This is a genomic window from Sporosarcina beigongshangi, from assembly GCF_033485195.1.
Taxonomy (GTDB): domain Bacteria; phylum Bacillota; class Bacilli; order Bacillales_A; family Planococcaceae; genus Sporosarcina; species Sporosarcina beigongshangi.
On sequence record NZ_JAWLIR010000028.1, the window covers coordinates 61,297 to 87,652 of the forward strand.

Genomic DNA, 26,356 nt, shown 5'->3' on the forward strand with positions numbered 1-26,356 from the left:
GAGAGAATGCTATGACGAAAAAAAATATTATTATTATTGGCGCTGCGGGAAGAGATTTCCACAACTTTAATACAGTTTATCGTAATAACGAAGCGTATAATGTTGTTGCTTTCACGGCAACACAAATACCTGATATAGATGGCCGTAAATATCCAACGGAATTAGCTGGTGAGTTATACCCTGAAGGCATTCCAATTTATTCACAAGATCAATTACCGAAGTTGATTGAAGAGTTACAAGTGGATGAATGTGTATTTGCTTATAGTGATATTAGCTACGAAGATGTCATGGGTATTGGCGCGATTGTCAATGCAGCGGGGGCTAACTTCACACTACTTGGACCAAAAGGTACGCAGTTAAAGAGTAATAAACCGGTTATTTCGGTTTGTGCTGTGCGAACTGGAACTGGTAAAAGTCAAACGTCAAGAAAAATTATCGAAACGTTACTAGAGCATGACTTAAAAGTCATTGCAATTAGACACCCGATGCCTTATGGCGATTTAAATGCACAACGTGTTCAGCGCTTTGCAACAGTGGAGGATTTGAAGAAGCATAATTGTACAATCGAAGAGATGGAAGAGTACGAGCCACATGTTGCCCGTGGCAATATCATCTATGCGGGTGTGGATTATGCAGCTATTTTGGAGGCAGCGGAAAATGATCCAGACGGTTGCGACGTGATTCTATGGGATGGAGGAAATAATGATTTCTCTTTCATCAAACCCGATTTAGCTGTTACTGTTTTGGATCCACATCGCCCAGGTCATGAATTGAAGTACTATCCTGGTGAAGTGAGTTTACGAACAGCCGACGTTGCAATTATTAATAAAATTGATAGTGCAACAGCAGAGGCTATTCAAATCGTAGAAAATAATATTCAATTTGCTAGTCCTGCTAGTACAATTATTAAAGCGGAGTCAAAGATTACGGTAGATAATCCAGAAATTATTGTTGGTAAACGTGTATTAGTCGTTGAAGATGGTCCAACGTTGACACACGGAGAGATGAAAATTGGCGCGGGTATAGTTGCCGCTGAACGTTTAGGCGCGAAGGAAATCATTGATGCACGTCCATTTGCAGTAGGTTCATTAATCGAAACGTTTAATAAATATCAACATATCCAAAATGTCCTTCCAGCGATGGGGTATGGCGAACAGCAATTAAAAGATCTTGAAGAAACAATTAATAATGCTGACTGTGATGTAGTAATCATTGGAACACCAATGGATTTAACGCGTATTATCTCTATTAATAAACCTAGTACACGTGTACACTATGATTTAGATGAAGTAGGTAGCCCGAATTTAAGTGGAATTTTAAAAGTTTTTATTCAAGAATATAAACTTGTACAGTAAATGTCTGATACGAAGGCACAGCGATTCTCTAATGAATCGCTGTGCTTTTTTTACTTATTAAGCACTTTGTAAGAGGTAACCTTTATAATGAAAAAAATGGTGATTTTGCAATGACAAGAATGGAATGTCCTTCGTAATCGTAAAAGGTGTCCTTTTCTCTTGTCTATTGCATGTAATAATGGTCAGTTTATAATAGAAAGAAGAAATAATTTAAAGATTGGTGGAAAATCACTATGAACGCGTTGGGAAGGCAGTCAGATAATTTATTAATGGGCCAAAATCAACTCAGTGAGACGCATATGAAGCAATTTTTCAATGTATTAAAAGCAACAGTTGTGCGTTCCAGATCGACGATGACGGCAACTTTTTTATCTGTCCAAAATGTTGAAGGATTTAATAATGAGAATATGAAACAATTGGAAGATGAGATAAGCTTATTCCTGGCAACTAAAATTAGACAGACGGATTTACTATTCAAATTATCAAAGCCATTTGAGTGGTGTGTTCTGCTTTCTCAAAGTGGAGAAGAAGAAACAATTGCGTTTCTAGAACGATTGTTTTCAGATATAAAAAATCTGGAGGTCCCCTTATTGATTACATCCGATAATGCTATGGTGGCAAGCGTAGCGGAAATCGGAAATGGCAACGTAGAGTATGAACAGCTGATGAAAGTTGGGAAATCTAGCCTTACCTATACTTTAAAGCGAGAGGCTTGGAATATTGAATATATAGATGACTTTAAGCAAAAAGATATAGAAACAGTAAAAGTAAGCATCTTGGAGGAAAATGAGATATTTTCTAACGTACTAAAAGCTTCACTCCAAGAGCTAGCCATTGAGCATTTTAATTTAGAAATCAACGTATTTAAAGATGGCTATGAATTTCTTGAATCGAGCTTTTTTCACTCTGGACATACGCATATAGTAATCATGAATGATATTTTACCTAGAAAAAATGGCTTGGAAGTTTTACATGCATTACGTAAATTACCAAATAAAAAGAAGTTTATTATCTTTATGATGACGAAAAGAAAATCTGAAGTGGATATGCTTTACGCATATGAAAAAGGGGTAGATGAATACTTAATTAAACCATTTAACTTACGATTATTCGAAGCGCAAATAAAACGAACATTTGAAAGGCTATGGTCATAATGGGGCTAATAATAAAATTATTACTTCTACTGATTATCGTGCTAGTTTTTATATTAATCTTCTTTACTTGTTATTTGATTTTTGAACGTACAAGAGAGGTTTCAGGGGTACGAAAAAAGGAAGTGTACATTCGTGAAAAGCAGATGCTTTGGTATCGCTATTTTAGGGATGCGGAAAAATTTCATGCATCACTAATTCCAACGAATAAATTTGAAATTCAAGCAGTTGAAGAACTATTCTTATCCTATTTAAATAATTTGTTTACCCCTGCTATCCTAAAGAAAATCGAGCTATTTTCAAATCAATACTTAAAGCAGCATTTTTCAGGACTTTTAAGAAGCAGAAAATGGAGTGAACGTATTAATGCAATGGAGCGAATTATTGATTTTCGTATGGATAGTCTTCTAGAAGTTTGTGAGAAAATGGACGAGAAAAAATTATCCCATGAAGAATATTTTCAACTGCTAAAAATATATGCAGTATTCAAGGAAGAGCAATTTGTGAATAAGTTGTTAAATTTACCGGTGCTATTTTCTGAGTATGAATATAAGAAACTATTAATTAGTGTGGATGAAGATATTTTGAATGATTTAATGAATCGAATGGAAGAATTATCGGATACTTGCCAATATGTTATTATCGATATTTTAGGCATAAAAAGAAATATGGATAATCTATCCTTTTTGGAGTCCCGATTGGGGCATAGCAATGATGAAATTCGGATTCGATCATTGAAGGCGATTTATGAACTAGGGGTCATAATTGAACCGGAAAAGTATGTCCATTTTAACGTTTCTCCTATTTGGGAGGAGCGCTTAATGCATGCGAGGTTATTGGGGAATTTACCAATCTCCTATTCCTTACCTTATTTAGAAGCGCTACTGAAGGATGATTCTTGGTGGGTACGATCTCAGGCAGCAAAAACAATTGGTAAGGACAAGCAAGGTGCAGAAATTTTGCAAAGTTTTATTGAAACAGCCAGTGATCAGTTTGCAATTGATATGGCAAATGAAGTTTTGTGGGAAGGCGGTAGCAAATGACCTGGTCATTTATTTTTAATATACTGATGCAGTTTTTTGGTGGCATGATCATTGTGTATATGGTCGTTGCAATTCTTGTCTATGCAATCATGCTATTTTTTGCTTTTACTCAATTGAGAAAACAATACAAGTTGAATAAAGAAGATATTGAAGAAGATTATATTGATGCTATCTATTCGAAACCTGTTTCGATTATCGTGCCGGCTTATAATGAAGAACTGGGTATTGTGAACAATATTCACTCGTTGCTTAGCTTGCGTTATCCAGAAACTGAAATACTCGTAGTGAATGATGGCTCTACAGATGGTACACAACAGGCTGTCATTAGCCATTTTCAAATGAAGCCTATTCAAAAAATAGTGCGTGAGCAAATAGCAACCAAGGCTGTCCTGAGTATTTATCAGTCTGAAATTCATCCGAATTTAATCCTAGTAGAAAAAGAAAATGGTGGGAAGGCAGATGCATTAAATACCGGTATTAACATTTCTAAATACCCATATTTTTGTTCAATTGACGGGGATTCGATTTTAGAAGAAAAGTCACTTCTTCGAGTAATGAAACCAATTATTTTATCAAATGAAGATGTGATTGCCTCCGGAGGAAATATTCGAATTGCGAACGGACATGATGTTCAGTTAGGGTCGGTATTTAAGACGGATTTATCGCCGAACTTTTTAGTTGTCATGCAAGTTGTAGAATATTTACGAGCTTTTCTAATGGGGAGAATCGCTTTAAGTAAATTCAATTTAGTCCTTATTATTTCCGGTGCATTTAGTGTGTTTTCGAAGAACTGGGTTATTGAAGTCGGGGGATATTCGACACATACAATTGGTGAGGATATGGAGTTAGTTGTCAAACTGCATCGAATGCTGAAAGAGAAAAATCTGAAAAAAAGAATAGAATTTGTTTCTGATCCTGTATGTTGGACAGAGGCTCCCCAAAGTTTATCGGTTTTACGAAACCAGAGAAGAAGATGGCATCAGGGGTTAATAGAAAGTCTATGGAAGCATAAAAAAATAACATTTAATCCACGGTATGGCGGAATTGGTGTGGTATCTTTTCCATACTTTTGGTTGATTGAATGTCTAGGACCTCTTATTGAATTAGGTGGGTATGTATATATTATCTTCTCGTTTTTCTTAGGACAAATCTATTATGAAATGGCAATATTATTATTATTACTTTTTATTTTATATGGTGCAGTATTTTCGGTCGCATCTATATTACTAGAGGCATGGAGTATGAAGACATACCCTAAAAGTAAAGATCTCTTTCGCTTGTTGATATTATCCTTGTCAGAAGTGTTTTGGTATAAACCTTTAACATTAATTTGGAGAACCGAAGGATTTGTAAGGTTTTTATTGGGAAGACAAGAATGGGGTCAAATGAATCGACAGGGACTTTCTAAGAAAGGATAAGTGGAATGAAACGGTTTTATTTGATTTTCATATGTATCTGTTCTGTTATTGCCCTCCCCATTATTTTATGGTTTTTAGAACCTGAAAAAAGGTTGAATATAGCAATTATCGATAAAACAGTTCCGAATGACACGTATCGGGAGCATTTGGGCATTACATGGGTTTTAAACAATTTGAAGTATGTGAATAGTAAGGATGAGGAATACGATAGCTCTACAGATTATTTTGGATTTGTGCCAGATGAAAAAAAAGAAAGCTATGAAATCAAACATCTCCCGACAAATTATTCCGATTTTGATGTAATTTATTTGGCAGATACGTATGGGGTCTACAATGAGGACTTACCATGGATTAAAAAAGACAGAGAAGGATCACGGTCTAGTAAAATTTATGGAGGTCTTGAAGAAGCAGAGTGGAGTGCGATTATTGATAGATTGAACGAGGAAAAAAAGAGTTTATTAGTTGCTGAATATAATACATTTGCTTCTCCGACAAATCAAGGGGTACGAGAAGGTGTTTCGGACTATTTAGGGCTTGAGTGGTCAGGTTGGGTAGGCCGCTATTTTGATGAATTAGATCCAGACAAAAATAGTGAAATTCCACAATGGATTTTGGATGAATTTCAAGATACTTGGAAATATAGCGGAGTAGGATTTGTCTTGGTAAATGATGATACTTCTGAAGTGATCGTTTTGGAGAAAAAGAAACATTTTAAGGACGAAGGCATACATATTGCATTTACAGAAGAAGGAGAAAAGAAATTTGGTCTTACAAAGAGTCCAGATTACCAATATTGGTTTGATATTGTCACACCTGAAAACGATACAAAAGTACTCGCAAACTATAAATGGGATCTTACTGAACATGGCATTCATTTGCTGAATGAGAATGAAGTACCTATCCAATTTGCTGCCGTTTTAGAAAATGAACATCGTACCTCTCCGAGTTATTACTTTGCAGGGGATTTTAATGACATCGCAAAGGTGCCAACATTTTATCAATTAAAAGGACTACAGCATTTGTATAAAATCGGTCAAACATTTTCGGAAGATACTTTTTATTGGTCGGTATATGTTCCAATGATGAAAAAAATCCTAGAGGACTTCACCAACAATGAGGATGTAGCTACCTCTTTCGAGAAAACAAATGAACTACATTATAATGCTAGAGTACAAAATGATTCTTTTGAGATTTTAAAGGATGACGAGTGGACCCCAATGACGATAAAGGGCGTCAATATAGGTATGGCAAAACCTGGAGTATTTCCCGGGGAGGCCGGGATTACAGAGGATGAATATTACCGATGGCTTGAACAAATTGGGGAAATGAATGCAAATGCTATTCGAGTCTACACACTTCATCCACCCGGGTTTTATAACGCATTAAAACGATATAACGAAAAACATGATGAAAAAATATATGTTTTTCATGGCGTTTGGATAAATGAAGAAAAGCTAGCGGAATCATTAGATGCTTTTGAGGAAGGCAATTTACAAGACTTCCAAGATGAAATCAAAACATTGATCGATGTCATTCACGGGAATAAAATTGTAGAAGCTGAGGCAGGGCATGCATCTGGTGTTTATCGTGCAGATATATCCGAGTATGTAATAGGGTGGATTCTTGGAATTGAGTGGTATCCACAAATGGTGTTAAATACGAATGAAACCTATCGAACGATTGGAGAATATGAAGGCGAATATTTCGAAACAAAAGGAGCAACAGCCTTTGAATACTGGCTTGCCGAACAAATGGATCTTACAGTAAAGTACGAAAAAGACAATTATAACTGGATTAGACCTATGAGTTTTACAAATTGGATTACGACAGATATTTTAGAACATCCGGCCGAGCCATCAGAAGATGAAGACTTAGTAGGGGTTGACCCGAATGTGATCTATGCAAAAGAAGAAATGGACTTAACCAATCAATTTGCATCTTACCATGTGTATCCCTACTATCCGGATTTCTTGAACTTTGAAGAGTCATACCAAACCTATGTAGATCATAGAGGCGAATTTAATAGCTATGCGGCCTATTTAAATGAATTGCATGAAGCGCACCGGCTTCCAGTTTTAATAGCGGAATTTGGAGTTCCTGCATCCCGAGGATTGACGCATGAGAATCCCTTTGGTTGGAATCAAGGATTTCACTCCGAAACAGAGCAAGGTGAAATTATTACCCGCTTATTTGAAGATATCATGGCTGAAAAATTACTTGGGGGACTTGTGTTTACATGGCAAGATGAATGGTTCAAACGGACATGGAACACGGTAGATTACGATAATCCAGATAGGCGCCCTTTTTGGTCAAATGCACAAACGAATGAGCAACAGTTTGGTTTATTAAGTTTTGATCGACTGAAAATAAATGTCGATGGAAATAAGGAAGACTGGGAAACAGATGCCCTTTATGATAAAAAAGAGGGGGATTTGCATTCATTATATGTAGATCATGATGAGAGATACTTGTATATAAGGCTCGATCATGACGTTGCTAGTAAGGGCTATCCGATATTTCTATTAGATATTGTTCCGAACCAAGGAAACAAAATGATAAATGGCACAACGGATATTAGCTTTACTAACGGGATGGAATTTATCATTAGTCTAAAGAACAATGAATCCAGCTTATTTGTGGATCGTTACTATGATTTTTTCACAAACCAATATGGGCATACACTAGATTTACTTAAACCGAAACCGAGTGTTCCCACCATTAATAGTGGAGAATTTACAATTGAACAGTATGCTTTAAATAAAGAGCTCTATTTACCGCAGCAAAATATAACATTACCTTTTAGTTCATATGACACGGGTAAGCTGATAGAAGGGAATAGCAATCCGCTATCTGAGGATTATAATTCTTTAGCGGATTATTATATGAACGAGGATGGAATGATTGAGCTAAGAATTCCATGGCTGTTAATTCACGCAAAGGACCCAAGTCAAAAAGAATTTATGGGAGATTTATATGCAGATGGTACAGAAGCAAGTACTTTCGTTGAGGAAATTAAGATTGGTGCATTATATTTTAATGAACAAGATGAACTAACGGATTCTGTCCCGGCAATAGAGAGCGATGTGTTAAATGATTTGAAGGGGTATACTTGGGAAAACTGGGATTTACCAAAATCTGAAGAGCGTTTAAAACAGTCTTATTATATGCTTCAAAAGTTATTTTTAAATTATTGATAGAATCGATCTTAGGAGAAGTTTTGTGTATTCTTGAAGGAACTAGAACGGGGTGTCTGTCGCTCCGTTCTAGTTGTTTTTTTATGCGATGATGTGAAGGGTGCACTGCATACCTCACGAATTAAACATCTAACTTGAGCATAAGATAATCAGAAGTAAGAAGATAGAATGAAAAAATATAAAAAGGGTATTCTTTAGTTTGGATTTATGTTATTCTATTAATACGTTAACACGCTAAAGTATTCAAAAGAAGCATTGATCATTGAAAGGGGATTTTTACAGTTATGAAACGTTCAGCATTTATTTTTCTAATTATGACGGCAATTTTTACACTCTTAGTGGGCTGTGGTTCATCAGAAGGACAAACTGATAGCAAATCAACTAGCGAAGTAATCATTGGGATAGATGATAAATTTGCACCGATGGGATTCCGTGATGACAATAATGAAATCGTTGGTTTTGACATCGATTATGCCAAAGCTGCTGCTGAAAAAATGGGTATGACACCTAAGTTTCAACCCATCGATTGGAAAACAAAAGAAACAGAACTAAGTAGTGGACGGATTGATCTCATTTGGAACGGGTATACAATTACGGATGAGCGGAAAGAGAAGGTTTTATTTACAAAGCCTTATTTACGAAATGCACAGGTCGTTGCTACGTTAGCTGATTCAGAAATTGCTAAACTCGATGATTTGGACGGAAAAGTTGTAGGGCTTCAAGCGTTATCTTCTGCAGCTGACGCTCTAGGTGCAAATCCAATCGAATCGAAAATTAAAACAGTTACGGAATTTGCCGACAATGTTCTTGCGTTAGTTGACTTGAAAACAGGACGTTTGGATGCAGTCGTCATTGACGAAGTTGTTATTGATTATTATATGTCCCAAGAAGAGGGCACATTTAAAGTGCTTGATGAATCACTTGCACCTGAAGAGTACGGAATCGGTGTGAAAAAAGGTAACGAGGAACTGCTTGAGAAGCTTCAGGCAGCACTTGACGAATTGAACGAAGATGGTACAGCTGCTGAAATCTCAGAAAAATGGTTTGGTGAAAATAAAGTTTTAAAGTAAAATGACCAAATCAACTACGCCTTGGCGTTATAGAGGTGGGAGTCTTCAACGGAATGAAGATAAATATGTGACAAACAGGATTTCCTTGTGAAACCCTGTTTTGTTTTTGGAGGAGACCTTTCATGTCTTTAGATTATTTGATTTCTATACTTAAACCGATGCTGGAAGGGGCACAAGTAACAGTCCTCCTGTTTTTGATTGCTATTGCGGTGTCAATTCCGCTTGGTTTCATCTTGACGCTTGCGGTTAGAAGCAACATTAAACCACTGGCTTGGTTTGCCAATGGTTATATTTATTTAATGCGTGGCACGCCCCTGTTACTGCAATTATTATTTTTTGTATTTGGCTTGCCCTTACTTCCCATTGTCGGGGAGTACTTGGTGTTTGATCGATTCGCAGCTGCTTGTTTAGGATTTATATTAAATTATGCCGCCTATTTCGCAGAAATCTTCCGTGGAGGATTACTTGCAGTTGATAAAGGCCAGTATGAGGCTTCACAGGTGCTCGGTTTGAATAAATGGCAAACAACGACAAGGGTTATTTTGCCTCAAATGTTCCGTGTTGCCCTTCCAGCAGTTGCGAACGAATCAGTGACATTGGTGAAGGACACGGCGCTGCTTTATGCTGTTGCAGTACCGGAACTGTTGCACTTCGCTCAGACTGCTGTAAATCGTGATTTTACAATCATACCTTTCTTTTTCGCAGGTATCATTTATCTCATTATAACGCTCGTCTTGACCCTGTTCTTTAAATGGCTCGAACGGCGATTCAAATATGACTAAGGAGCGATGAATATGACCATCATTGAAGTATCCAACCTCAAAAAATCATTTGGACAACTTGATGTACTCAAACAAATTACGTTTGATGTCAATAAAAACGATGTGGTTGCAATCATCGGCCCCTCTGGCTCAGGGAAAAGCACGATGCTTCGCAGTTTAGTCCATCTCGAGGAAATAAACGGTGGTAGTATCCAAATATCCGGCGATTATCTCGTCAAGGACGGCAATTACCCAAAAGCACAGGAAATCAAGCAAGTGACTGCTAAAATGGGCATGGTATTTCAACACTTCGATCTCTTTCCACATCTAACCGTGAAAGAAAACTTAGAACTCGCACCAAGATTGACAAAAAGGGAGCCGGTCGATGCGATTCGACGCCGGAGTACAGAATTGCTAGATAAAGTAGGACTTTCTGATAAGGCAAATGCTTATCCGTCCAAGCTTTCCGGCGGCCAAAAGCAACGGGTAGCGATTGCCAGGGCGCTTATGATGAACCCTGAAATCCTGTTATTCGATGAGCCAACATCCGCTTTAGACCCTGAATTGACGGGGGAAGTTTTGGAAGTGATGAAGCATCTTGCCGAAGAGCATATGACGATGATCGTCGTAACACATGAAATGGGGTTTGCTCAAGAAGTGGCTAACAGGGTTATTTTCATGGACAACGGAGAAATCATTGAATCAGGTAATCCTATTGATGTACTAACGAATCCTCAGCAGGAGCGAACAAAGGCCTTTTTAAATCGTAGTTTGAAGTAATTCACACAGTTCGGGATATTTCAGAACTATATAGGTTAAACAAAAGGTTCTACATAATCTTTGGCGAAGGCATTCCAAAGCGCCAAGCGTTGTTAGTAGGATTTTTCATATCAACTTATATAGTTAACTGTCATTTACTTCCTTCATGAACCATCCTTTTGCTTAGAGCTTAGGGTGGTTTTTTGATTGTTAAATAAAAGTTTGAGTGTCTACACTTCAATTAAAAAATCGACAAGTAAAGTGTGATTGTAATCTCATATAATTATAAAGCAGACGAGCGTGTCTACCTTTTTGTGTACAGGGATCTATTTTATGGCGTAAGCGTTGGAGAAATTCATGGTCACATTCACATGCATTTCTACCCCTACGATAACAGTCATCATGTGCTTTGCAGGCGGCATCGACGTCATTGATTGGAGCTCCGGGTCCGTTACAACCGGGACCACACCAGTTATAGCCAGGCAAAATACAAAAACGAAATCTTCCATTTCTTCTTTCTGACAAAATTAATCTCCTCCCTTAGATTTTGCTTAGCTTGATACTGTAAGCTATTCAATTGTGTATAATTATGTATAAACAGTTACCTAAGAATCTCCGAGTTAGTTTGACTGATAGTGAGAGACAAATAGCTTATTTCGTTGGAGATAAATAATGTTTGGAGGTTATTTACATGGAAGTTAATAATGCAGTAGAAGAAAAAATCGGAAAAACGTTCAAGCGAATTCAAAAAGCAATTGATTATAACGATTACGAATATATATTAGAACTCATTAGTGACTTGGCAGAGTACTCTTATTTCGAGGGGGTTAAAAGGAAAGGGCTAGAAAGAACGCATGAGCAAAAAAAAACAAAACGATCAAACAATAACACTAACCGTAGCATTGGGATAAATCCTAGAATCTCTTCAATCGTGCGTGAACTTGGAGTACCTGGGCATATTAAAGGCTCTAATTATATGAAAGAAGCGATTGAGTTGGTTCACCAAGAGCCCTCGCTTCTGTCGAGATTTACTAAAGATTTGTATCCACATATAGCAGAAAAGAATAATACGACCGCTAGTAGAGTGGAACGTTCAATTCGACATGCAATTGAAGTGTCATGGAAACGTGGAAGCGCGGACTCCATCTTGGAGATTCTTGGATATGACATAAATGAAATTAGATCAAAGCCTACGAACAGCGAATATATTCATCTTGTAACAGAGTATATAAGAAAAACATTTGAACAGGATAGAGGCAAGCGCCAAATAGATGGTTTAGAAGAAAATCAGAAAGGAGTATCAGTTGATGGTGTTTTGGTGGAATTAGATCAAAGTAAGAAAACAAACACGAGTAATGGTGATTAAAAAATCGTTAGAGAATTTGTCAAAAAAACGATATTGAACTAGTTCTTTCTAGCATCCACTATTTGTACCGTTATCTACAGGAATATAAAAGTACCCGATTCCAACAACATCTGAAATTGTTGGAATCGGGTACTTTTTTTAATACTATTATTGACCACTCTCTATATATGCTTCAGAGGAAATGGCAGCAACTGTTTTTTTGTATGTTTCTTTAATAGCCTCGTCCTTAAGCAAGAATAAGCTAATTAGGTCAATCAAATAAAGAACGCTCAAGTCTAAACCGGTAGATATATACCCGGTACGTAAAGGGTGTATCGTCCATAAAACGGTTTCAGATAATTGGGTTAGTGGAGTATCGCCATAGGCGGTGAATGAGACGACTGTAGCACCGTTATTTTTAGCTTCTTTTACAGAATGTAATAGATCCCTAGTTTGTCCAGAACGAGAGAACGCTAATAGTAAATCACCTTTTTGGACTAGTGTACTTCTAATAATCATTAAGTGCGGATCGGTTACTGCTTCTGAAGCGAAGCCCATTCTACTTAAACGATAGTTTAACTCTTGCGCTGCAAGCCCTGAGCTTCCTAAGCCAAAGATGTATAATTTTTTGCTTTCTTGAATGAGTTGCATAACTTCATCCAAAGCTTCTTTACCACTTAGTCCTTGAATGTCATTTAAAATATCTTCATATTGGCGCTTTAATTTTGTATCTACTTTTTCATCGCCTACTTGATAGGCTTCCCGTGCTAACTTTATTTTCAATTCGACAAAATTTTTACAAGCAACCTTTTTGCAAAATCTTGTAATTGTCGCAACTGAAATACCAGTCTTGTCTGCAATATCTTTAATATTACTTTGTGAAGCTTCAATTGGTGAAGAAAGAAAATAATCTGCTAAACCTCTTTCTTTGTCCGAGAAGGAGGAATATCTAGATTGAATCTCCTTCAATAGTGTAACCATGTATTACACTCCTTTGATCACATCCACAAACCGACTAGTAATTTGTTGGGGTCTTGAAATAGCCCCTCCTACGACAACTGAGTGAGCGCCAAGAGATATCACTGTTTTCGCCATTTCAGGTGTCAGGATATTACCTTCAGCTATAACTGGAATGCGAACATTATTTAATATGACTTTAATGAAATCAAAATCATTCTCATATAGTTTACATCCGCTTGTTTCGTTTGTATACCCATAAAGCGTAGTAGAAACACAGTCAAATCCTAAACGTTCTGCTTCAAGTGCGTCTTCTAAAGTTGAAATATCAGCCATTAATTGGATATTTGGATGATTTTCTTTTATATAATCAACAAGACTTTTTAGCTTTTCACCATGCGGGCGTTGACGTAATGTAGCGTCCATGGCAATCATTTCGCAGCCCGATTCAATTAATTCATCGACTTCTTTTTGGGTAGCTGTAATAAAAACATCACTATCGGGATAATCACGTTTCACGATTCCAACGACAGGCAGAGAAACCTCTTTTTTGATCGCTTGAATATCTTGCGCTGAGTTTGCACGAATACCAACAGCTCCGCCAAGATGGGCAGCAAGTGCCATTTTAGACATTATAAATGGACTGTGAAGAGGCTCATTCTCAAGGGCTTGGCATGAAGCAACCAGCCCATTTTTTATTTTATTTAACAAAATTATTCACCTACAATTTCTGTGATTTCATTTTTAATGATTGTAACATGTGGACCATAAACGACTTGGACCCCTTTGCCTTTCACTATGACACCTTTTGCACCTGTTTCTTTTAACAAAGCTTCGTCTACTTTATCTGGCTCATTGACGCTGATGCGTAAGCGGGTAGCACAGCAATCAACAGCTGTTAGGTTATCAGCACCGCCTAGGGCCGTAATAATTGTCTGGGCACGATCACTCGAATTATCCGCTGCTGCTGTCGGAGCTAGGTCTTCATCTTCGCGACCAGGTGTCTTGAAGTTAAACTTCTTAATAAGGAATGTGAATAAGAAGAAATAAACGAAGAACCATGGAATACCGATTAACGGAACGAGTAGCCAGTTTGTTTTATCGTTACCCTGCAAAATGCCGAATAAGACAAAGTCGATAAATCCTCCTGAAAATGTTTGTCCGATTGTAATTTGAAAAATATGAGCCATCATAAAGGCTAGCCCATCCAAAAAGGCGTGTACAACATAAAGTGCTGGAGCAATGAACAAGAATGAAAATTCAATTGGCTCTGTAATACCTGTTAAAAATGATGTTAATGCAGCAGATCCCATTAAACCTGCAACGATTTTTTTATTCTTTGGTTTTGCTGTCCGATAAATTGCATAAGTTGCTCCAAGAAGTCCAAACATCATTGTAATAAAGCGTCCGGACATGAAGCGGGATGTCCCTTCATAAAACTTTTCGATGGTAGGGTCAGCTAGTTGCGCAAAGAAAATTCGTTGAGTTCCTTCAATAAGTTGTCCATCGATAACAAGTGAGCCACCTAAACTAGTAGTCCAAAAAGGCATATAGAATATATGGTGAAGACCGAACGGCCCTAATAAACGTAACACAAATCCAAAAATAAATGTTCCAATGTAACTAGTTGCTTCTACTAATCCACCCATTTTAAAAATACCTGCTTGAATAAATGGCCAAACTAGGAACATAAATATACCAAGAAAAATGGATGCGAATGCAGAAATAATCGGAACAAATCGTGAACCGCTAAAGAAACCTAAAAATGGAGGAAGCTGCTTCTTGTTGTAACGATTATGAAGAAGGGCGACTAAAACACCAACCATTACCCCACCGAAGACTCCTGTTTCTAAAGTGTGAATACCAAGTACTAGTCCTTGTCCTACAGATGCAGGATTTTCAGTATTGAGAATGCCAGTGATCGACAATAATGCAGAGACTGTTGAATTCATGACTAGGAAACCGAGCATTCCTGCTAGCCCAGCAGTTCCTTTGTCACTTTTGGCTAAACCGACCGCTACACCTATCGCGAACAATAAGGCAAGGTTAGCGAAGATGACGCTCCCGGCGCTTGACATAACGGTGAAAATGGATTGAAGCCATGACACGTCCAAAAATGGATACGCTTTTATTGTATTGGGGTTTGATAAAGCACCGCCAATTCCCAACAGTAAACCTGCTGCAGGTAAGACAGCAATGGGGAGCATAAATGATTTACCAAATTGTTGAGCTTTCTCGAAGAAACTACTCATCATAATTACCTCCTATTTGTAAATTATTTTCATGTTTATTATAAAAAAGATATTCAATAAATGCAAGAGAAATTTAAGCGGTTACAATTATTATTCGAATTATATTGAGTATTCTACTCTTTGGCTATTGTTTATCTTTTACACTGAAAATTATTCTTTATTACAAAAATTATATTTTGTCCCGATTTTAAAAAATCTTTGATTCTAAAAACTTAGACCAGTTTTAAATAAAATACTTTTTGTTTTATTCAGACATTGACAATTAATTTCAAATAACCTACTATTATGTCATGCGATATAACGTCATGCATAATATCGGGAGGTATTTATAGATGAAATATACAGGTGGACCGATGACAGAGGCGATGTATTATGTTTTATTAACGCTTATGAATCCGGGTCATGGCTATGGTCTGATGCAGGCGATTACTGAAGTTTCGAATGGTAGAGTGCATATGGGGCCAGGCACGCTTTACGGGGTTTTGGCACGTATGCAGAAGGACGAATTGATTGAGTTAGCGGACGATGATGGTCGAAGAAAAACCTATGTTATTACTGCGGAGGGGGAGCTGGCGCTTAGACAGGAATATCAGCGTTTGGCGGCGATGCTTGAAGATGGAGCGTTATTGAAGGAAGGTGATAGCCATGCATAAGAAAGTGCGGAAAATGGTTTTGGAGAATGTTTGGCGTATTGAAGAGCATGAGAGTTGGTTTGCCGATATGGCGAAAGAAGGGTGGCACTTGCAGAAAGTTGGACGGCTATTTGTCTATTTTGAGCAAGGGGAGCCAAAAGATGTTCGTTATCGAGTCGACACGTCCTCGAATAAACAAATTACCGCGGAAGATAAGGAAATGTTTCAAGAAGCGGGCTGGACGCATATTGCTAGATTAGGCGAATTCAATGTTTTTTCATCTCTAGCAACATTGCAAGCACCTGAGTTGCACACGGATCCAATTGAGCAGTCTTTTACATTGAGGGATTTATCCAAAAAGTTTTGGCGAGGTACTATCGTTATTATCATTCTTAGTATACTTGGCGCCGCCGCATCGTTATTCTTTAGCAGACCTTTCATACTAGTCCTCATTGAGGGAGAATTTATGAGTTTCGTGGCTATATTCACATATGTTTTTGCAGCTTTTACCATGCTGGAAGGAAGCTTAGCTATACGCAAACTGATAAAGACATTACAGACAGGAAATGCTCTTGATCATCATGCCCCGTGGAGAATAAAAAGAACAGTCACGTTAACGATTCAAGGTATGATGTTTTTATTGGTGATTGCAAATATTATTATGATGTTCGTGCAAATCGCGTTGGATCAGCCGCGGACAATTCCAATTGAAAGTGATACCTCGCCAATTGTTCGTCTAGCAGAAATTGAACAGAACTCGAATTTGGTGATTAAACAATATGATAAGGACGGACCTGTTGGCTGGCTAAATAGTTACACCTATAACTGGAGCCCCTTTGCGCCGATTCAATATCAAGCAAATGAGAGTGGTGTGATTCCAGAGCAGGTTTGGTCAGGCTCGGACAGAACGTATTCGCCGGGGCTTTATATGCAAGTCTATCAGTTGTGGTTTCCAACGATGAAAGATAACTTAATTGATGCTCTAATACAGGAAAGTAATTTTAGAGGAGAAGTAACCAAGGTGGAAAGTGATACTTTCGACATTTTGTTCATTCACCAGGAGGAAGGGCTTATAGAAGTGTTTGCAGCGAAAGGAAAAGGTGTCATAGAGTTACGTTACTATGGGCATGCAGCTTCGGCTACAATTTTATCCGTGATAGAAGAAAAGATAGCCCTCATTGAGAAATAATTAGCATCTACACAAAAGCTCACTGCAATTATAGTGAGCTTTTTGCTTGTGTGTAGTGGTGTATATAAGACATAACATAGATGCTTGAAACAAACAGTCGCATAGAATCACGCGACACCTTTAAAGGCTATTGTAAGATTAATGTACCCTATGGGGATTGATGCAGGACAAATTTGGTTCATCAAAAAATGGACAGAGCCAAACTGGATAAGATGAAAATGGTTTAATATCTAACTACTTTTTCTGTAATGTAAAAACACCTTTTTCTTACCAAGAGAAGGGTGTTTTTTTGTTTTGTGTACATAAGTAAAAGAAGAAAAAATGAGTTCCTACTATAAAAGGGAAATGGTTGATTATGACTTTATAAAAGTCAAAACGCAAATAAGTTATAAAATTTATATAACTTTACTTTTTAATTAATAAATCGCAGGTTATGAAATGCTTTGTGACCAATAAAACCCTGTTATATGAACGATTTGTGACGCGTTTGTCGTGAACACTTTGTGACATGAGTCTCGGGAAATTGTTTTCCCGATTTTATTATATTAAGGTTAATTTTGAACTAAGGGATTTCCCTGTGATAACACTTTTGAATACTATTTCTATCCGTATAGAACAGAAGAAAGGGGCATTTTCATGAGGAAAAAAGGGGCTTTTTTAAGTTTGATGATGGGTCTTCTAGCTGTGTTAGCTGGTTGTGAACCGGTCATGGTCTTGAATCCGAAAGGGCCGCAAGCTGAAACAATTGCTGACGTTATTTGGATATCGGTTGCGACCATGGCGTTCGTAGTCGTAGTTGTTTTTGGTATGTTGCTCTATATGTTAATAAAATATCGTGCTTCGAAACAAAGCGAGGATTATGAACCCCCACATATCGAGGGTAATCCAGTTGTTGAAGCGATTATTGTTGGGATTCCGGTTCTAATCATTATCTTCTTGTCAATTGTGACAGTCAAATCAGTCTATGAAGTGGAGGCGACACCAAAAGGCTATGAGGATCAAAAACCATTGATTGTCTATGCATCTTCATCCGATTGGAAATGGCATTTCAGTTATCCAGAAGAAAATATCGAAACAGTGAACTATTTGTATATCCCAACAGATCGGGCGTTGGAATTTAGATTGTACTCTTACGGACCCATTTCGGCATTTTGGATTCCTCAACTTGGGGGGCAAAAGTATGCGATGTCGGACATGATTACGACATTACATTTAGCTGCCGACACTCCGGGTGAATACATGGGACGAAACTCCAACTTCACTGGAAAAGGCTTCGCTGAAAATATTTTTGATGTCAAAGCAATGCCACCGGCAGAGTTTGACGAATGGGTAGAAGATGTTAAAGCAAGTGCTGAAACCCTTACGGAAGAGAAGTTTGAAGAATTATTATTGCCAGGACATCTTGGACGATCTACTTATAATGGCACTCACTTAGAGTTCTCACCTGCTCCTGAAGGTCACCATGGAGGGCATCACGAGGCAGAGGATTCTGCCGACGAATCAAACCATGTACATGAATAATGATTTGTATGATCAAGACTAATACGTTGTATAAATTCAAGTATTGATTTCTACGAAAGGAGTTCTAAAAGTATGGATTACTTTGATCGATTTGCCATACCTCATCCAAGTCCAGCGATTTACGCAGCCATGGTGGTCATTGGTCTTACTATGATTGCGATTCTTCTTGGCTTAACCTATTTTAAAAAATGGGGTTACTTATGGCGGGAGTGGTTGACGACAGTTGACCATAAAAAGATTGGGATTATGTATCTAATCGCCGCTCTGCTTATGCTATTCCGAGGTGGCGTAGACGCGCTTATGATGCGAGCGCAAACGGCTGTACCTGAAAACATATTGCTAGATGCTCAGCATTATAATGAGGTTTTTACAACGCACGGGGTTGTTATGATTATCTTTATGGCAATGCCATTTATCTATGCGCTGATGAACTTCGTAGTACCTTTACAAATTGGAGCGCGCGATGTAGCGTTTCCTCGCTTGAATGCACTTAGCTTCTGGTTGTTCTTTATGGGTGCGATGTTATTTAATATCTCATTCGTCGTCGGTGGTTCACCAGATGCTGGTTGGACATCGTATTTCCCGCTTGCAGGGAATGATTTTAGTCAATCTGTCGGAACCAACTATTATTTGCTATCGATTCAAATAGCCGGTATTGGTACGTTAATCTCTGGAATTAACTTCATGGCGACAATTTTTAAAATGAGAGCACCTGGCATGAAGCTGATGAAGATGCCAATGTTTACATGGACGGCTTTAATTACGAATGCCATTGTTGTTTTCGCATTCCCAGTCCTGACGGTTACGCTGTTATTGGGGACGATGGATCGGCTATTTGGTACCCATATCTTCTCGATGACGAATGGCGGAATGGATATGCTGTGGGCCAACCTGTTCTGGGTTTGGGGACATCCAGAGGTTTACATCCTCGTATTACCAGCGTTTGGTATTTATAGTGAGATTATTTCGACCTTCTCACGTCGTAACCTATATGGTTATACATCGATGGTCATTTCCATTGTAGTGATTTCGTTCTTCTCGTTCCTAGTTTGGACGCATCATTTCTTTACGATGGGGCAGGGACCACTAACGAATAGTATTTTCTCAATCACGACAATGGCGATTGCGATTCCGACCGGGATCAAGATCTTTAACTGGTTGCTCACGATGCGAAAAGGAAGAATTGAATTTACGGTCCCGATGCTTTATTCGGTAGGTTTCATACCGATTTTCACAATTGGTGGGGTGACCGGGGTCATGCTTGGTATGGCTAGCGCTGACTATCAATATCATAATACGATGTTCCTAGTTGCGCATTTCCATTACACGATTATTCCAGGTGTTGTTTTTGCGATGTTGGCGGGGCTGACATACTGGTGGCCAAAAATGTTCGGTTTCATGTTGAGTGAGAAAATTGGCAAGTGGGCATTCTGGTTTATCGCGATTGGCTTTAATGTCACGTTCTTCCCAATGTTCTTTACTGGATTGGATGGGCAAGCACGTCGGATGTATACCTATTCGGAAGCAAGTGGCTACGGGGCACTGAATCTGCTATCCTTTGCTGGCGCAATTGTCCTAGCAATTGGTTTTGCAATCCTCGTTTACAATATTTATCACAGTACACGCTATGCTTCACGTAATATTAGTTCAGATCCGTGGAATGCACGTACGCTAGAATGGGCAACACATAGCCCTGTTCCATCGTATAACTTCGCACGCACACCACATGTGAACTCAATCGAAGCGTTCTGGGATCATAAGAAGAAAAAACAACCGTTATTTACAGGGGATATAGAGAAGATTCACATGCCGAATAATAGTGGGATGCCGTTCATCATCAGTTGTATTTTCTTTGTTTGGGGCTTCTCATTTATCTTTAGTATGTGGATCCCGGCTATCATTACGACCATTGCGATTTTTGCTTGTCTAGCGCATCGTTCATTTGAAAGGGATGACGGCTACTATATTTCAGTAAAAGAAGTTGAAGAAACAGAAAAGGACAGCGAGGTGTTAACAGATGAAAATAGATAATTCACTTCCGCTTGAATATAAAACCGAACAAAATAAGTTGAATATTTTAGGCTTCTGGATTTTTATTGGCGCGGAAGTGATGCTATTTGCAACACTTTTCGCAACGTATTTCACGCTGGAGCACCGTACGGCTAGCGGACCAACCGGGGCAGAGATTTTTGAAATTACGCCAGTGTTTATAGAGACAATTTTGTTACTGACAAGTAGTTTTGTAATCGGTCTTGGTGTACATGCGATGCGTCTCGGTCGAAAGAATGCGATGATGACATTCTTTGCGATTACATTGCTGCTAGGCTTGGCATTTCTCGGTGTGGAAATTTATGAGTTTACGCATTACGTTAATGTTGGAGCAGGGCTTCAGGTGAGTGCCTTTACAGGTATTCTTTTGACGACATTAGGGACACATGGAGCGCACGTAACACTCGGTCTGTTCTGGGGATTGTTCATCATCCTACAAGTGAAAAAACAAGGTTTGACGCCTAAAACGGCTAATAAAGCCTTCATCTTTTCATTGTACTGGCATTTCTTAGATGTCGTCTGGATCTTTATTTTCAGCTTCATCTACTTGAAAGGAATGATGTAATATGAGCGAATTATTCCCGCGTAAACAGGTTATGGGTTTTGCGTTTTCAATGGTGTTAACGGCAGCTGCACTGACGGTCTATTTTCTAGATATGTCATTTGTGGTAGGGATGACGATTCTGTTAGTTACTGCATTCGTGCAAGCAGCAGTTCAACTTATCGTGTTCATGCATGCTGGCGAGACAGAAGACAAGGCTGCGATATATATGAACATCTACTATGGTGTTGCCATAGCGCTAGTCACTATCTTCGGTACACTACTGATTTTGGTTTGGGATATGTGATTAGATCAATAAAAAAAGGAGTGCCATTTGGCGCTCCTTTTTTATTGAATGACGCGTATTCCTTTGTCTCTTTTTTCTTGCATTTCTTCAGTTGCAACAAAGAATACCCCCATGAGGAAGATGAAAATAGCCCCCATAATTGTACCAATCCCGATACCTGTAATTGCGCTATAATCGCTAATAAAAAAACCATATAAAAAAATAGAAATTCCAACGACGAGTATTGTTCCCCCAGTATACTTAACGATGTCTAGCATAGTTTGTTTAGATTCCATTTCATTCACTCCCTTACTGCTATTATCAGGAATGTTCACAAAGTTGTCAAATTATATTTTGGAACTGGACTTCACTTAACTTTTAAATTTGACATTTCAACAAGGGTAAATGGATGTAATCAACTATCCTGTAACAACCCTATCAAATATTGGCTTACTAACATGGAGTTCAGTATAATACAATTTAACTAGCTGAGTGACAAATATCTCCTAGTTTATTACTTTCCATAAAGGGGTCATTATGAAAATACCAATCATATTTGAAGACAATCATTTGCTACTCGTTGAGAAACCAGTGAATATACCCGTGCAAGGAGATACGAGTGGAGATACGGATTTGCTGACGCTATTAAAAGAAGATATAAAAATTCGTTATCAGAAGCCGGGCAATGTTTACTTGGGGCTTGTTCATCGCTTAGATCGTCCTGTAGGCGGGGTGATGGTGTTTGCCAAAACATCTAAGGCAGCTTCTCGATTATCGAATATACTTCGGAAAAGAGAGCTGGGGCGAACATATTTAGCTGTTGTTCGGGGAGTTCCACAGAAGAAAAAAGCAGTTTTAGAGCATTATCTTTTTAAAGACACAAAGAAGAATAAAGTGTCTACCGTTTCGGCAAACCATGTGAATGCTAAAAAAGCAGTACTCGAATACGAAGTCATTAGCAGTACAGAACAATTAAGTCTTCTGTCTATTCGCCTCCATACCGGTCGCTCCCACCAAATTCGTGTTCAACTCTCCGCAACTGGATACCCCCTCTATGGGGATCAAAAATATGGACAACAAGTCAATCGTCCTGGGCAACAAATTTCTTTATGGGCACATGAACTAGAATTTGTTCACCCAACGACAAAGGAAGTCATTGAAGTGCAATCGCAACCACCGAATGAATATCCGTGGAATTTATGGTGATTTTACGGTAAGCCCTAGTCCTGATTCGGTAGGGGACTCATTGAGTATGAATGAATAAAAAATCTCTAGTGCGTGTTAATACACATGCACTAGAGATTTTTGCTTGGAATTCTTTATGTTAATTTATCGATACCAATTTTGAAAGTCAATTTATATTTACGCGTGTAAAATAACACAAGACTCTTTTCAAAAAAAGGTTTTTGGTTTTTCTTTTTCTTAGATAGGTAGTGATGTCCTAACTCATTTTGTCTTGCTTCTTGCTGTAAGTCAACAATCCGTTGCTTTATATAATCATGATTAATATTTAACATTATTTTTCTCCTTAAGGAGAAGTCCAATTATATTGTTAAGGCGTGGCTAGCACTGTTTCTGTTAGCCGACTTCCACCTAAATAGTGTGTTGGCGACTCCGTTTTATTTTTATTTACTAATTTACTAACCTTTTCAACATTCATTTTTGCAATCATCATATTGTTTTCCTCCTTTAATTTTTTGTTTTTTCAATCCAACTCATAGAATCACTTTTACCAATTGGGGATTTCCGTTCCCAATCGGCGCTATCCACTTTCGAGAGATTCCTTTTTTAATAACTTTCTTTGCTGTTTAATATTCATCATCACCAGCACTCCTTTTCTTATTATTTTTTACTATATGCAACACGCAATGCGTGAAAACATCAGGTCCCCTAAAAAATCCGTGACATCCGCCGGTGGCTTTATCTGAATATCAGCAAAGCTGGATTCAGATAAAAGCACACAAAAAAGCACACGCTTCTTTACATAAGCGTGTGCTCATAGGAAAAGAACGGCAGGACATGCCATTCCGATTAATTATTTTCAGAAAAATAATGAGCGGTTGGGCACGGAATTACTATACAATTACTTTTTGAAATTTTAAATGTAGTCATTTTCCGCACCTCCATTTCTAATTTGAATATCTAACTACTTTAGGATATCATTACCTCTTTCTGAATGTCAACACTTTTCTAAAAATGATGTGCTGTTTAAAGTTATATGTTGCTGATTTACCGTACCTGCAAAAAAAATCTTGAATTTGTGATATACATCACAGAATAATTGTCTAACTAATCCTATACTTATTTTATAAGCTGAACAGGAGAATACAGATTTATGTAGTTGAAGGTATTCTTAACTTCATCTTATAAACATAGAACACACAATACATTTTAGGAGGAATAGTTGATGAGTGAATATACAGCAATAGTAAAGGTTCCAGAATATCCGCCGCATCTTAAGCATAAAACCATTTTTGAAACATTTAATAAGTTAAATCCATCTGAGACAATGTTGATTGTCAATGACCATGATCCGATTCCTTTGCGTTTTCAGTTCGATTCGATGCATGAAGGGAAATACACATGGGAATATATTGAACAAGGTCCTGATACATTCCAGGTGAAAATTGAAAAACTATAACATGTCTGGAGTTGATTGGCGATGGCAAAAGTTAACGTTATCGATGACAAGACACTGAAAATTGAACTGTCCTTAGAGGATGCTGTTTCAATGGTGCAGCAAGCTGCTGGTGAAGTAGATAAGTTTGCGAGTGAAATCATTACGATTTTCGAAAAAATGCCGACTTTCAACTTTACGCATTATTGTTTTTATGCGTTCGAGGATACAGCGAAATTATTCGAAAACGTACTAGGCATCGACCCTAAGCAGTACAAAACATTCTCTTTGGATGCGCCCGATGCATTCTTCTACTCACTGTATGGTGGAATGGCAAGTTTATATGATGAAGCAAAAAAATCTGTATCTTAAGTGACTACTATTTGTAGGAGATGATTCATTGTGAATCAGCAAACGACGAAAATTGTAGAATTAGATGTGCGTCCTCACTTGAACAAAAAGCTGGAGCCTTTCCAGCTAATTATGGATACGGTGATGGAAATAGAGGCGGGAGATATTTTCGTACTCCACGCAACGTTCAAACCGACGCCATTATTAGGTGTGTTAAAGATGAAGGGCTTTGTGAATAAGGTTGAACGCAAAAAAAAAGACCATTGGGTTGTTTCTTTTGTCAATAAAAAATACAAACATCTATTGGATATAGAGGACTCTTCAACAGAGGACGAGCTGGTTTCTACAGCTCAGTCTTCTGGTGAAGAGACGATTGCTCGAGAACCAAAAACGATTACACTCGATAATCGTGGATTAGAGCCTCCCCAACCAATGATGCGAACATTAGCTGCTTTAGACCGCAGTCATCCGGGGGATCAGGTGAATATTCACAATGATCGAGTGCCCGTTTTTTTGATTGAGGAACTGAATCGCCTCGGCTGTCCCTTCACCGTGGATGAGCAGTCAGACGGTTCGGCAAAAGTCACGATCCACAAGGTGTAAGGGGGAGAAGACTATGTTTCGTCTCCCATTTTTCTTTATCATTACGGGGATGATTGGTTTCTTTTTGTTTCAGGGGGCATCTATCCTAACGCTGTTCGAATGGCTTCAACATGATTTGCGAGGGCCAAGTGGTTGGTTTTATACGCATCTGTTTATTCTTGGATGGGCTACGATGTTGGCGATGGGAGCCGTGTACCAGCTTATCAATGTTATTTTACAGTCAACTATATATAGTCAAAGACTTGGCTATGCACACTACTTATTTTTCACAATTGGGCTTACTGGCCTATTGTATGGTTTTGTATCGTTTCAGACGATGTACATTGCTGGATTTGCAACGCTTGCTTTTATAGGAATACTTCTTTTTTCGATTAATATCGGTATCACTTTATGGCGAGCCCGCAAGTGGGATGCCATTACGATTAGTGCAGCTTGTGCAGTTTTATATTTAGTCCTAACAAGTCTTATCGGTATGTGGATGGGTATTAATTTCTACACAGGAAATCGATCAAACCTGCATGAAAATTTATTGAAAGCCCATATTTGGCTCGGGACGCTCGGTTGGTTCGGTATGCTCATTACCGGTTTCAGTTATAAAATGCTACCGATGTTTTATTTGGCTCACCATTACCCAACTCGGTTGCAATGGGCGACTTTGATTACTTGGAATAGTGCAGTCGTATTTGGTGCACTGTCTTTCTTGTTAGGTGGAGGTTTTTGGACAACTTGGTTGGCGCTACTCATTGTAACGCTTGCCCTCGTTTTCTATAATTTCCATCTACTGCAAATTAAAAAACACCGTGTGAAGCCAAATCCAGGTCATGGTATTCGCTGGTCGGTTTATGCTGCTCAGTTTCTCTTGCTTTTTGTAGGTGTACTGCTGATTTACGCACTTGTGTTTCCGGCGCAACTGTTGCAACCCAAAATGGTGCTTTTAGTAGGATGGGTTTATCTTGGTGGTTGGGTATCGTTTACAATCCTTTGCTACGTGTCGAAAATTATTCCATTTTTGTGGTGGACACATAAGTTTGGCAAGCTGGCAGGGAGACCGGGAACTCCATTAATGGCTGATTTATTGGATGATAAAAAAGTACGTATTGGCGTCATCGCTATCGCACTCTGTTTGCTCGTGCTATTCACCGCTATTTTCGTGGATAACGCAATGCTTACTGTCATCGGTGGGCTGGCTTTCTCGATTTCATCGGTTCTGTACATGATCTTAATTGGCCGTGTGTTTAGACGATAAAAAACGAAGAAGGAAT

Annotated in this window: 27 protein-coding genes; 20 read left to right on the forward strand and 7 right to left on the reverse strand. The window is 38.3% G+C overall.

All coding sequences use genetic code 11. The features are described 5' to 3' along the window. The first annotated feature begins 11 nt into the window (after positions 1 to 11). The 8 genes from R2B77_RS12895 (at position 12) to R2B77_RS12930 (ending at position 10,772) form a co-directional block, all read left to right on the forward strand. Positions 12 to 1,355 carry a cyclic 2,3-diphosphoglycerate synthase gene (locus R2B77_RS12895; protein ID WP_203248565.1) on the forward strand — a complete coding sequence of 448 codons (1,344 nt, stop codon included), beginning with the start codon at positions 12 to 14 and terminating at the stop codon, positions 1,353 to 1,355. 233 nt (positions 1,356 to 1,588) lie between these two features. Then, a complete protein-coding gene (locus tag R2B77_RS12900; protein ID WP_203248566.1) occupies positions 1,589 to 2,509 on the forward strand; it encodes a response regulator in 921 nt (306 codons plus the stop codon). Next, positions 2,509 to 3,549, forward strand: a complete 1,041-nt coding sequence (locus R2B77_RS12905; RefSeq protein ID WP_203248567.1) for a HEAT repeat domain-containing protein — start codon at positions 2,509 to 2,511, stop codon at positions 3,547 to 3,549. Before R2B77_RS12900 ends, R2B77_RS12905 begins: the two co-directional genes overlap by 1 nt. Continuing rightward, the gene (locus R2B77_RS12910; protein ID WP_203248568.1) at positions 3,546 to 4,967 is read left to right on the forward strand and encodes a glycosyltransferase family 2 protein; all 1,422 of its coding nucleotides are present in this window, start codon (positions 3,546 to 3,548) and stop codon (positions 4,965 to 4,967) included. Before R2B77_RS12905 ends, R2B77_RS12910 begins: the two co-directional genes overlap by 4 nt. A gap of 5 nt (positions 4,968 to 4,972) precedes the next feature. Then, complete coding sequence (locus tag R2B77_RS12915) at positions 4,973 to 8,161, forward strand: hypothetical protein (protein WP_203248569.1); 3,189 nt, start codon at positions 4,973 to 4,975, stop codon at positions 8,159 to 8,161. A 284-nt stretch (positions 8,162 to 8,445) separates the two neighbouring features. Next, positions 8,446 to 9,231 carry an amino acid ABC transporter substrate-binding protein gene (locus tag R2B77_RS12920; protein ID WP_203248570.1) on the forward strand — a complete coding sequence of 262 codons (786 nt, stop codon included), beginning with the start codon at positions 8,446 to 8,448 and terminating at the stop codon, positions 9,229 to 9,231. Between the two features lie 122 nt (positions 9,232 to 9,353). Continuing rightward, a complete protein-coding gene (locus tag R2B77_RS12925; RefSeq protein WP_203248571.1) occupies positions 9,354 to 10,013 on the forward strand; it encodes an amino acid ABC transporter permease in 660 nt (219 codons plus the stop codon). Between the two features lie 12 nt (positions 10,014 to 10,025). Then, on the forward strand, positions 10,026 to 10,772 hold the full coding sequence (locus R2B77_RS12930; RefSeq protein ID WP_212391773.1) for an amino acid ABC transporter ATP-binding protein: 747 nt from the start codon (positions 10,026 to 10,028) through the stop codon (positions 10,770 to 10,772). 216 nt (positions 10,773 to 10,988) lie between these two features. On the opposite strand, the gene R2B77_RS12935 is transcribed toward R2B77_RS12930, so the two are convergent. Then, complete coding sequence (locus tag R2B77_RS12935; protein ID WP_203248572.1) at positions 10,989 to 11,276, reverse strand: hypothetical protein; 288 nt, start codon at positions 11,274 to 11,276, stop codon at positions 10,989 to 10,991. 166 nt (positions 11,277 to 11,442) lie between these two features. Here R2B77_RS12935 and R2B77_RS12940 point away from each other — a divergent pair, with 166 nt between their 5' ends. Next, on the forward strand, positions 11,443 to 12,117 hold the full coding sequence (locus tag R2B77_RS12940; protein WP_203248573.1) for a sporulation initiation factor Spo0A C-terminal domain-containing protein: 675 nt from the start codon (positions 11,443 to 11,445) through the stop codon (positions 12,115 to 12,117). Positions 12,118 to 12,264: 147 nt separating this feature from the next. Here R2B77_RS12940 and R2B77_RS12945 read toward each other — a convergent pair whose 3' ends face one another. Genes R2B77_RS12945 through R2B77_RS12955 form a run of 3 tightly spaced genes read right to left on the reverse strand, consistent with a single transcriptional unit; the run spans position 12,265 to position 15,305 of the window. Beyond that, positions 12,265 to 13,077, reverse strand: coding sequence for a MurR/RpiR family transcriptional regulator (locus R2B77_RS12945; protein ID WP_203248574.1), 813 nt, complete (start codon positions 13,075 to 13,077; stop codon positions 12,265 to 12,267). 3 nt (positions 13,078 to 13,080) lie between these two features. Beyond that, positions 13,081 to 13,764 carry an N-acetylmannosamine-6-phosphate 2-epimerase gene (locus R2B77_RS12950; protein ID WP_212391775.1) on the reverse strand — a complete coding sequence of 228 codons (684 nt, stop codon included), beginning with the start codon at positions 13,762 to 13,764 and terminating at the stop codon, positions 13,081 to 13,083. A gap of 2 nt (positions 13,765 to 13,766) precedes the next feature. Next, positions 13,767 to 15,305: a PTS transporter subunit EIIC gene (locus tag R2B77_RS12955; protein WP_203248575.1), complete on the reverse strand. Its 1,539-nt coding sequence runs from the start codon at positions 15,303 to 15,305 to the stop codon at positions 13,767 to 13,769. Positions 15,306 to 15,637: 332 nt separating this feature from the next. Here R2B77_RS12955 and R2B77_RS12960 point away from each other — a divergent pair, with 332 nt between their 5' ends. The 6 genes from R2B77_RS12960 to qoxD all read left to right on the forward strand — a co-directional run bounded on the left by R2B77_RS12960 (position 15,638) and on the right by qoxD (position 21,544). Continuing rightward, positions 15,638 to 15,958 carry a PadR family transcriptional regulator gene (locus R2B77_RS12960; protein WP_203248576.1) on the forward strand — a complete coding sequence of 107 codons (321 nt, stop codon included), beginning with the start codon at positions 15,638 to 15,640 and terminating at the stop codon, positions 15,956 to 15,958. Then, positions 15,951 to 17,126, forward strand: a complete 1,176-nt coding sequence (locus tag R2B77_RS12965; RefSeq protein ID WP_203248577.1) for a DUF2812 domain-containing protein — start codon at positions 15,951 to 15,953, stop codon at positions 17,124 to 17,126. The genes R2B77_RS12960 and R2B77_RS12965 overlap by 8 nt, the downstream gene beginning before the upstream one ends. Before the next feature lie 636 nt (positions 17,127 to 17,762). After that, positions 17,763 to 18,647 (forward strand): cytochrome aa3 quinol oxidase subunit II, encoded by an 885-nt coding sequence (qoxA, locus tag R2B77_RS12970; RefSeq protein WP_203248578.1) that lies wholly within the window; start codon positions 17,763 to 17,765, stop codon positions 18,645 to 18,647. Positions 18,648 to 18,719: 72 nt separating this feature from the next. Then, on the forward strand, positions 18,720 to 20,678 hold the full coding sequence (gene qoxB / locus R2B77_RS12975; protein ID WP_203248579.1) for a cytochrome aa3 quinol oxidase subunit I: 1,959 nt from the start codon (positions 18,720 to 18,722) through the stop codon (positions 20,676 to 20,678). Beyond that, entirely contained in the window at positions 20,665 to 21,261 is a 597-nt protein-coding gene (gene qoxC, locus R2B77_RS12980) for a cytochrome aa3 quinol oxidase subunit III (protein WP_203248580.1), read from the forward strand. The genes qoxB and qoxC overlap by 14 nt, the downstream gene beginning before the upstream one ends. Before the next feature lies 1 nt (position 21,262). Beyond that, positions 21,263 to 21,544: a cytochrome aa3 quinol oxidase subunit IV gene (qoxD, locus tag R2B77_RS12985; protein ID WP_203248581.1), complete on the forward strand. Its 282-nt coding sequence runs from the start codon at positions 21,263 to 21,265 to the stop codon at positions 21,542 to 21,544. A gap of 41 nt (positions 21,545 to 21,585) precedes the next feature. Here qoxD and R2B77_RS12990 read toward each other — a convergent pair whose 3' ends face one another. Continuing rightward, entirely contained in the window at positions 21,586 to 21,819 is a 234-nt protein-coding gene (locus tag R2B77_RS12990; protein ID WP_203248582.1) for a hypothetical protein, read from the reverse strand. Positions 21,820 to 22,060: 241 nt separating this feature from the next. Between R2B77_RS12990 and R2B77_RS12995 the strand changes: the two genes are divergently transcribed. Then, on the forward strand, positions 22,061 to 22,729 hold the full coding sequence (locus tag R2B77_RS12995; protein WP_203248583.1) for an RluA family pseudouridine synthase: 669 nt from the start codon (positions 22,061 to 22,063) through the stop codon (positions 22,727 to 22,729). A gap of 113 nt (positions 22,730 to 22,842) precedes the next feature. On the opposite strand, the gene R2B77_RS13000 is transcribed toward R2B77_RS12995, so the two are convergent. Continuing rightward, complete coding sequence (locus R2B77_RS13000) at positions 22,843 to 23,040, reverse strand: hypothetical protein (protein ID WP_203248584.1); 198 nt, start codon at positions 23,038 to 23,040, stop codon at positions 22,843 to 22,845. A gap of 35 nt (positions 23,041 to 23,075) precedes the next feature. Then, the gene (locus R2B77_RS13005) at positions 23,076 to 23,198 is read right to left on the reverse strand and encodes a hypothetical protein (protein ID WP_322555718.1); all 123 of its coding nucleotides are present in this window, start codon (positions 23,196 to 23,198) and stop codon (positions 23,076 to 23,078) included. A 732-nt stretch (positions 23,199 to 23,930) separates the two neighbouring features. On the opposite strand from R2B77_RS13005, the gene R2B77_RS13010 reads away from it, so the two are divergent. The 4 genes from R2B77_RS13010 to R2B77_RS13025 are packed head-to-tail and all read left to right on the forward strand — an operon-like array spanning position 23,931 to position 26,340. After that, entirely contained in the window at positions 23,931 to 24,164 is a 234-nt protein-coding gene (locus R2B77_RS13010) for a DUF2249 domain-containing protein (protein WP_203248585.1), read from the forward strand. Positions 24,165 to 24,185: 21 nt separating this feature from the next. Next, positions 24,186 to 24,512 carry a hypothetical protein gene (locus tag R2B77_RS13015; protein ID WP_203248586.1) on the forward strand — a complete coding sequence of 109 codons (327 nt, stop codon included), beginning with the start codon at positions 24,186 to 24,188 and terminating at the stop codon, positions 24,510 to 24,512. A 30-nt stretch (positions 24,513 to 24,542) separates the two neighbouring features. Next, positions 24,543 to 25,094 (forward strand): DUF2249 domain-containing protein, encoded by a 552-nt coding sequence (locus tag R2B77_RS13020; RefSeq protein ID WP_203248587.1) that lies wholly within the window; start codon positions 24,543 to 24,545, stop codon positions 25,092 to 25,094. Between the two features lie 13 nt (positions 25,095 to 25,107). After that, positions 25,108 to 26,340, forward strand: a complete 1,233-nt coding sequence (locus tag R2B77_RS13025; RefSeq protein ID WP_203248588.1) for a hypothetical protein — start codon at positions 25,108 to 25,110, stop codon at positions 26,338 to 26,340. Positions 26,341 to 26,356 lie beyond the last annotated feature (16 nt).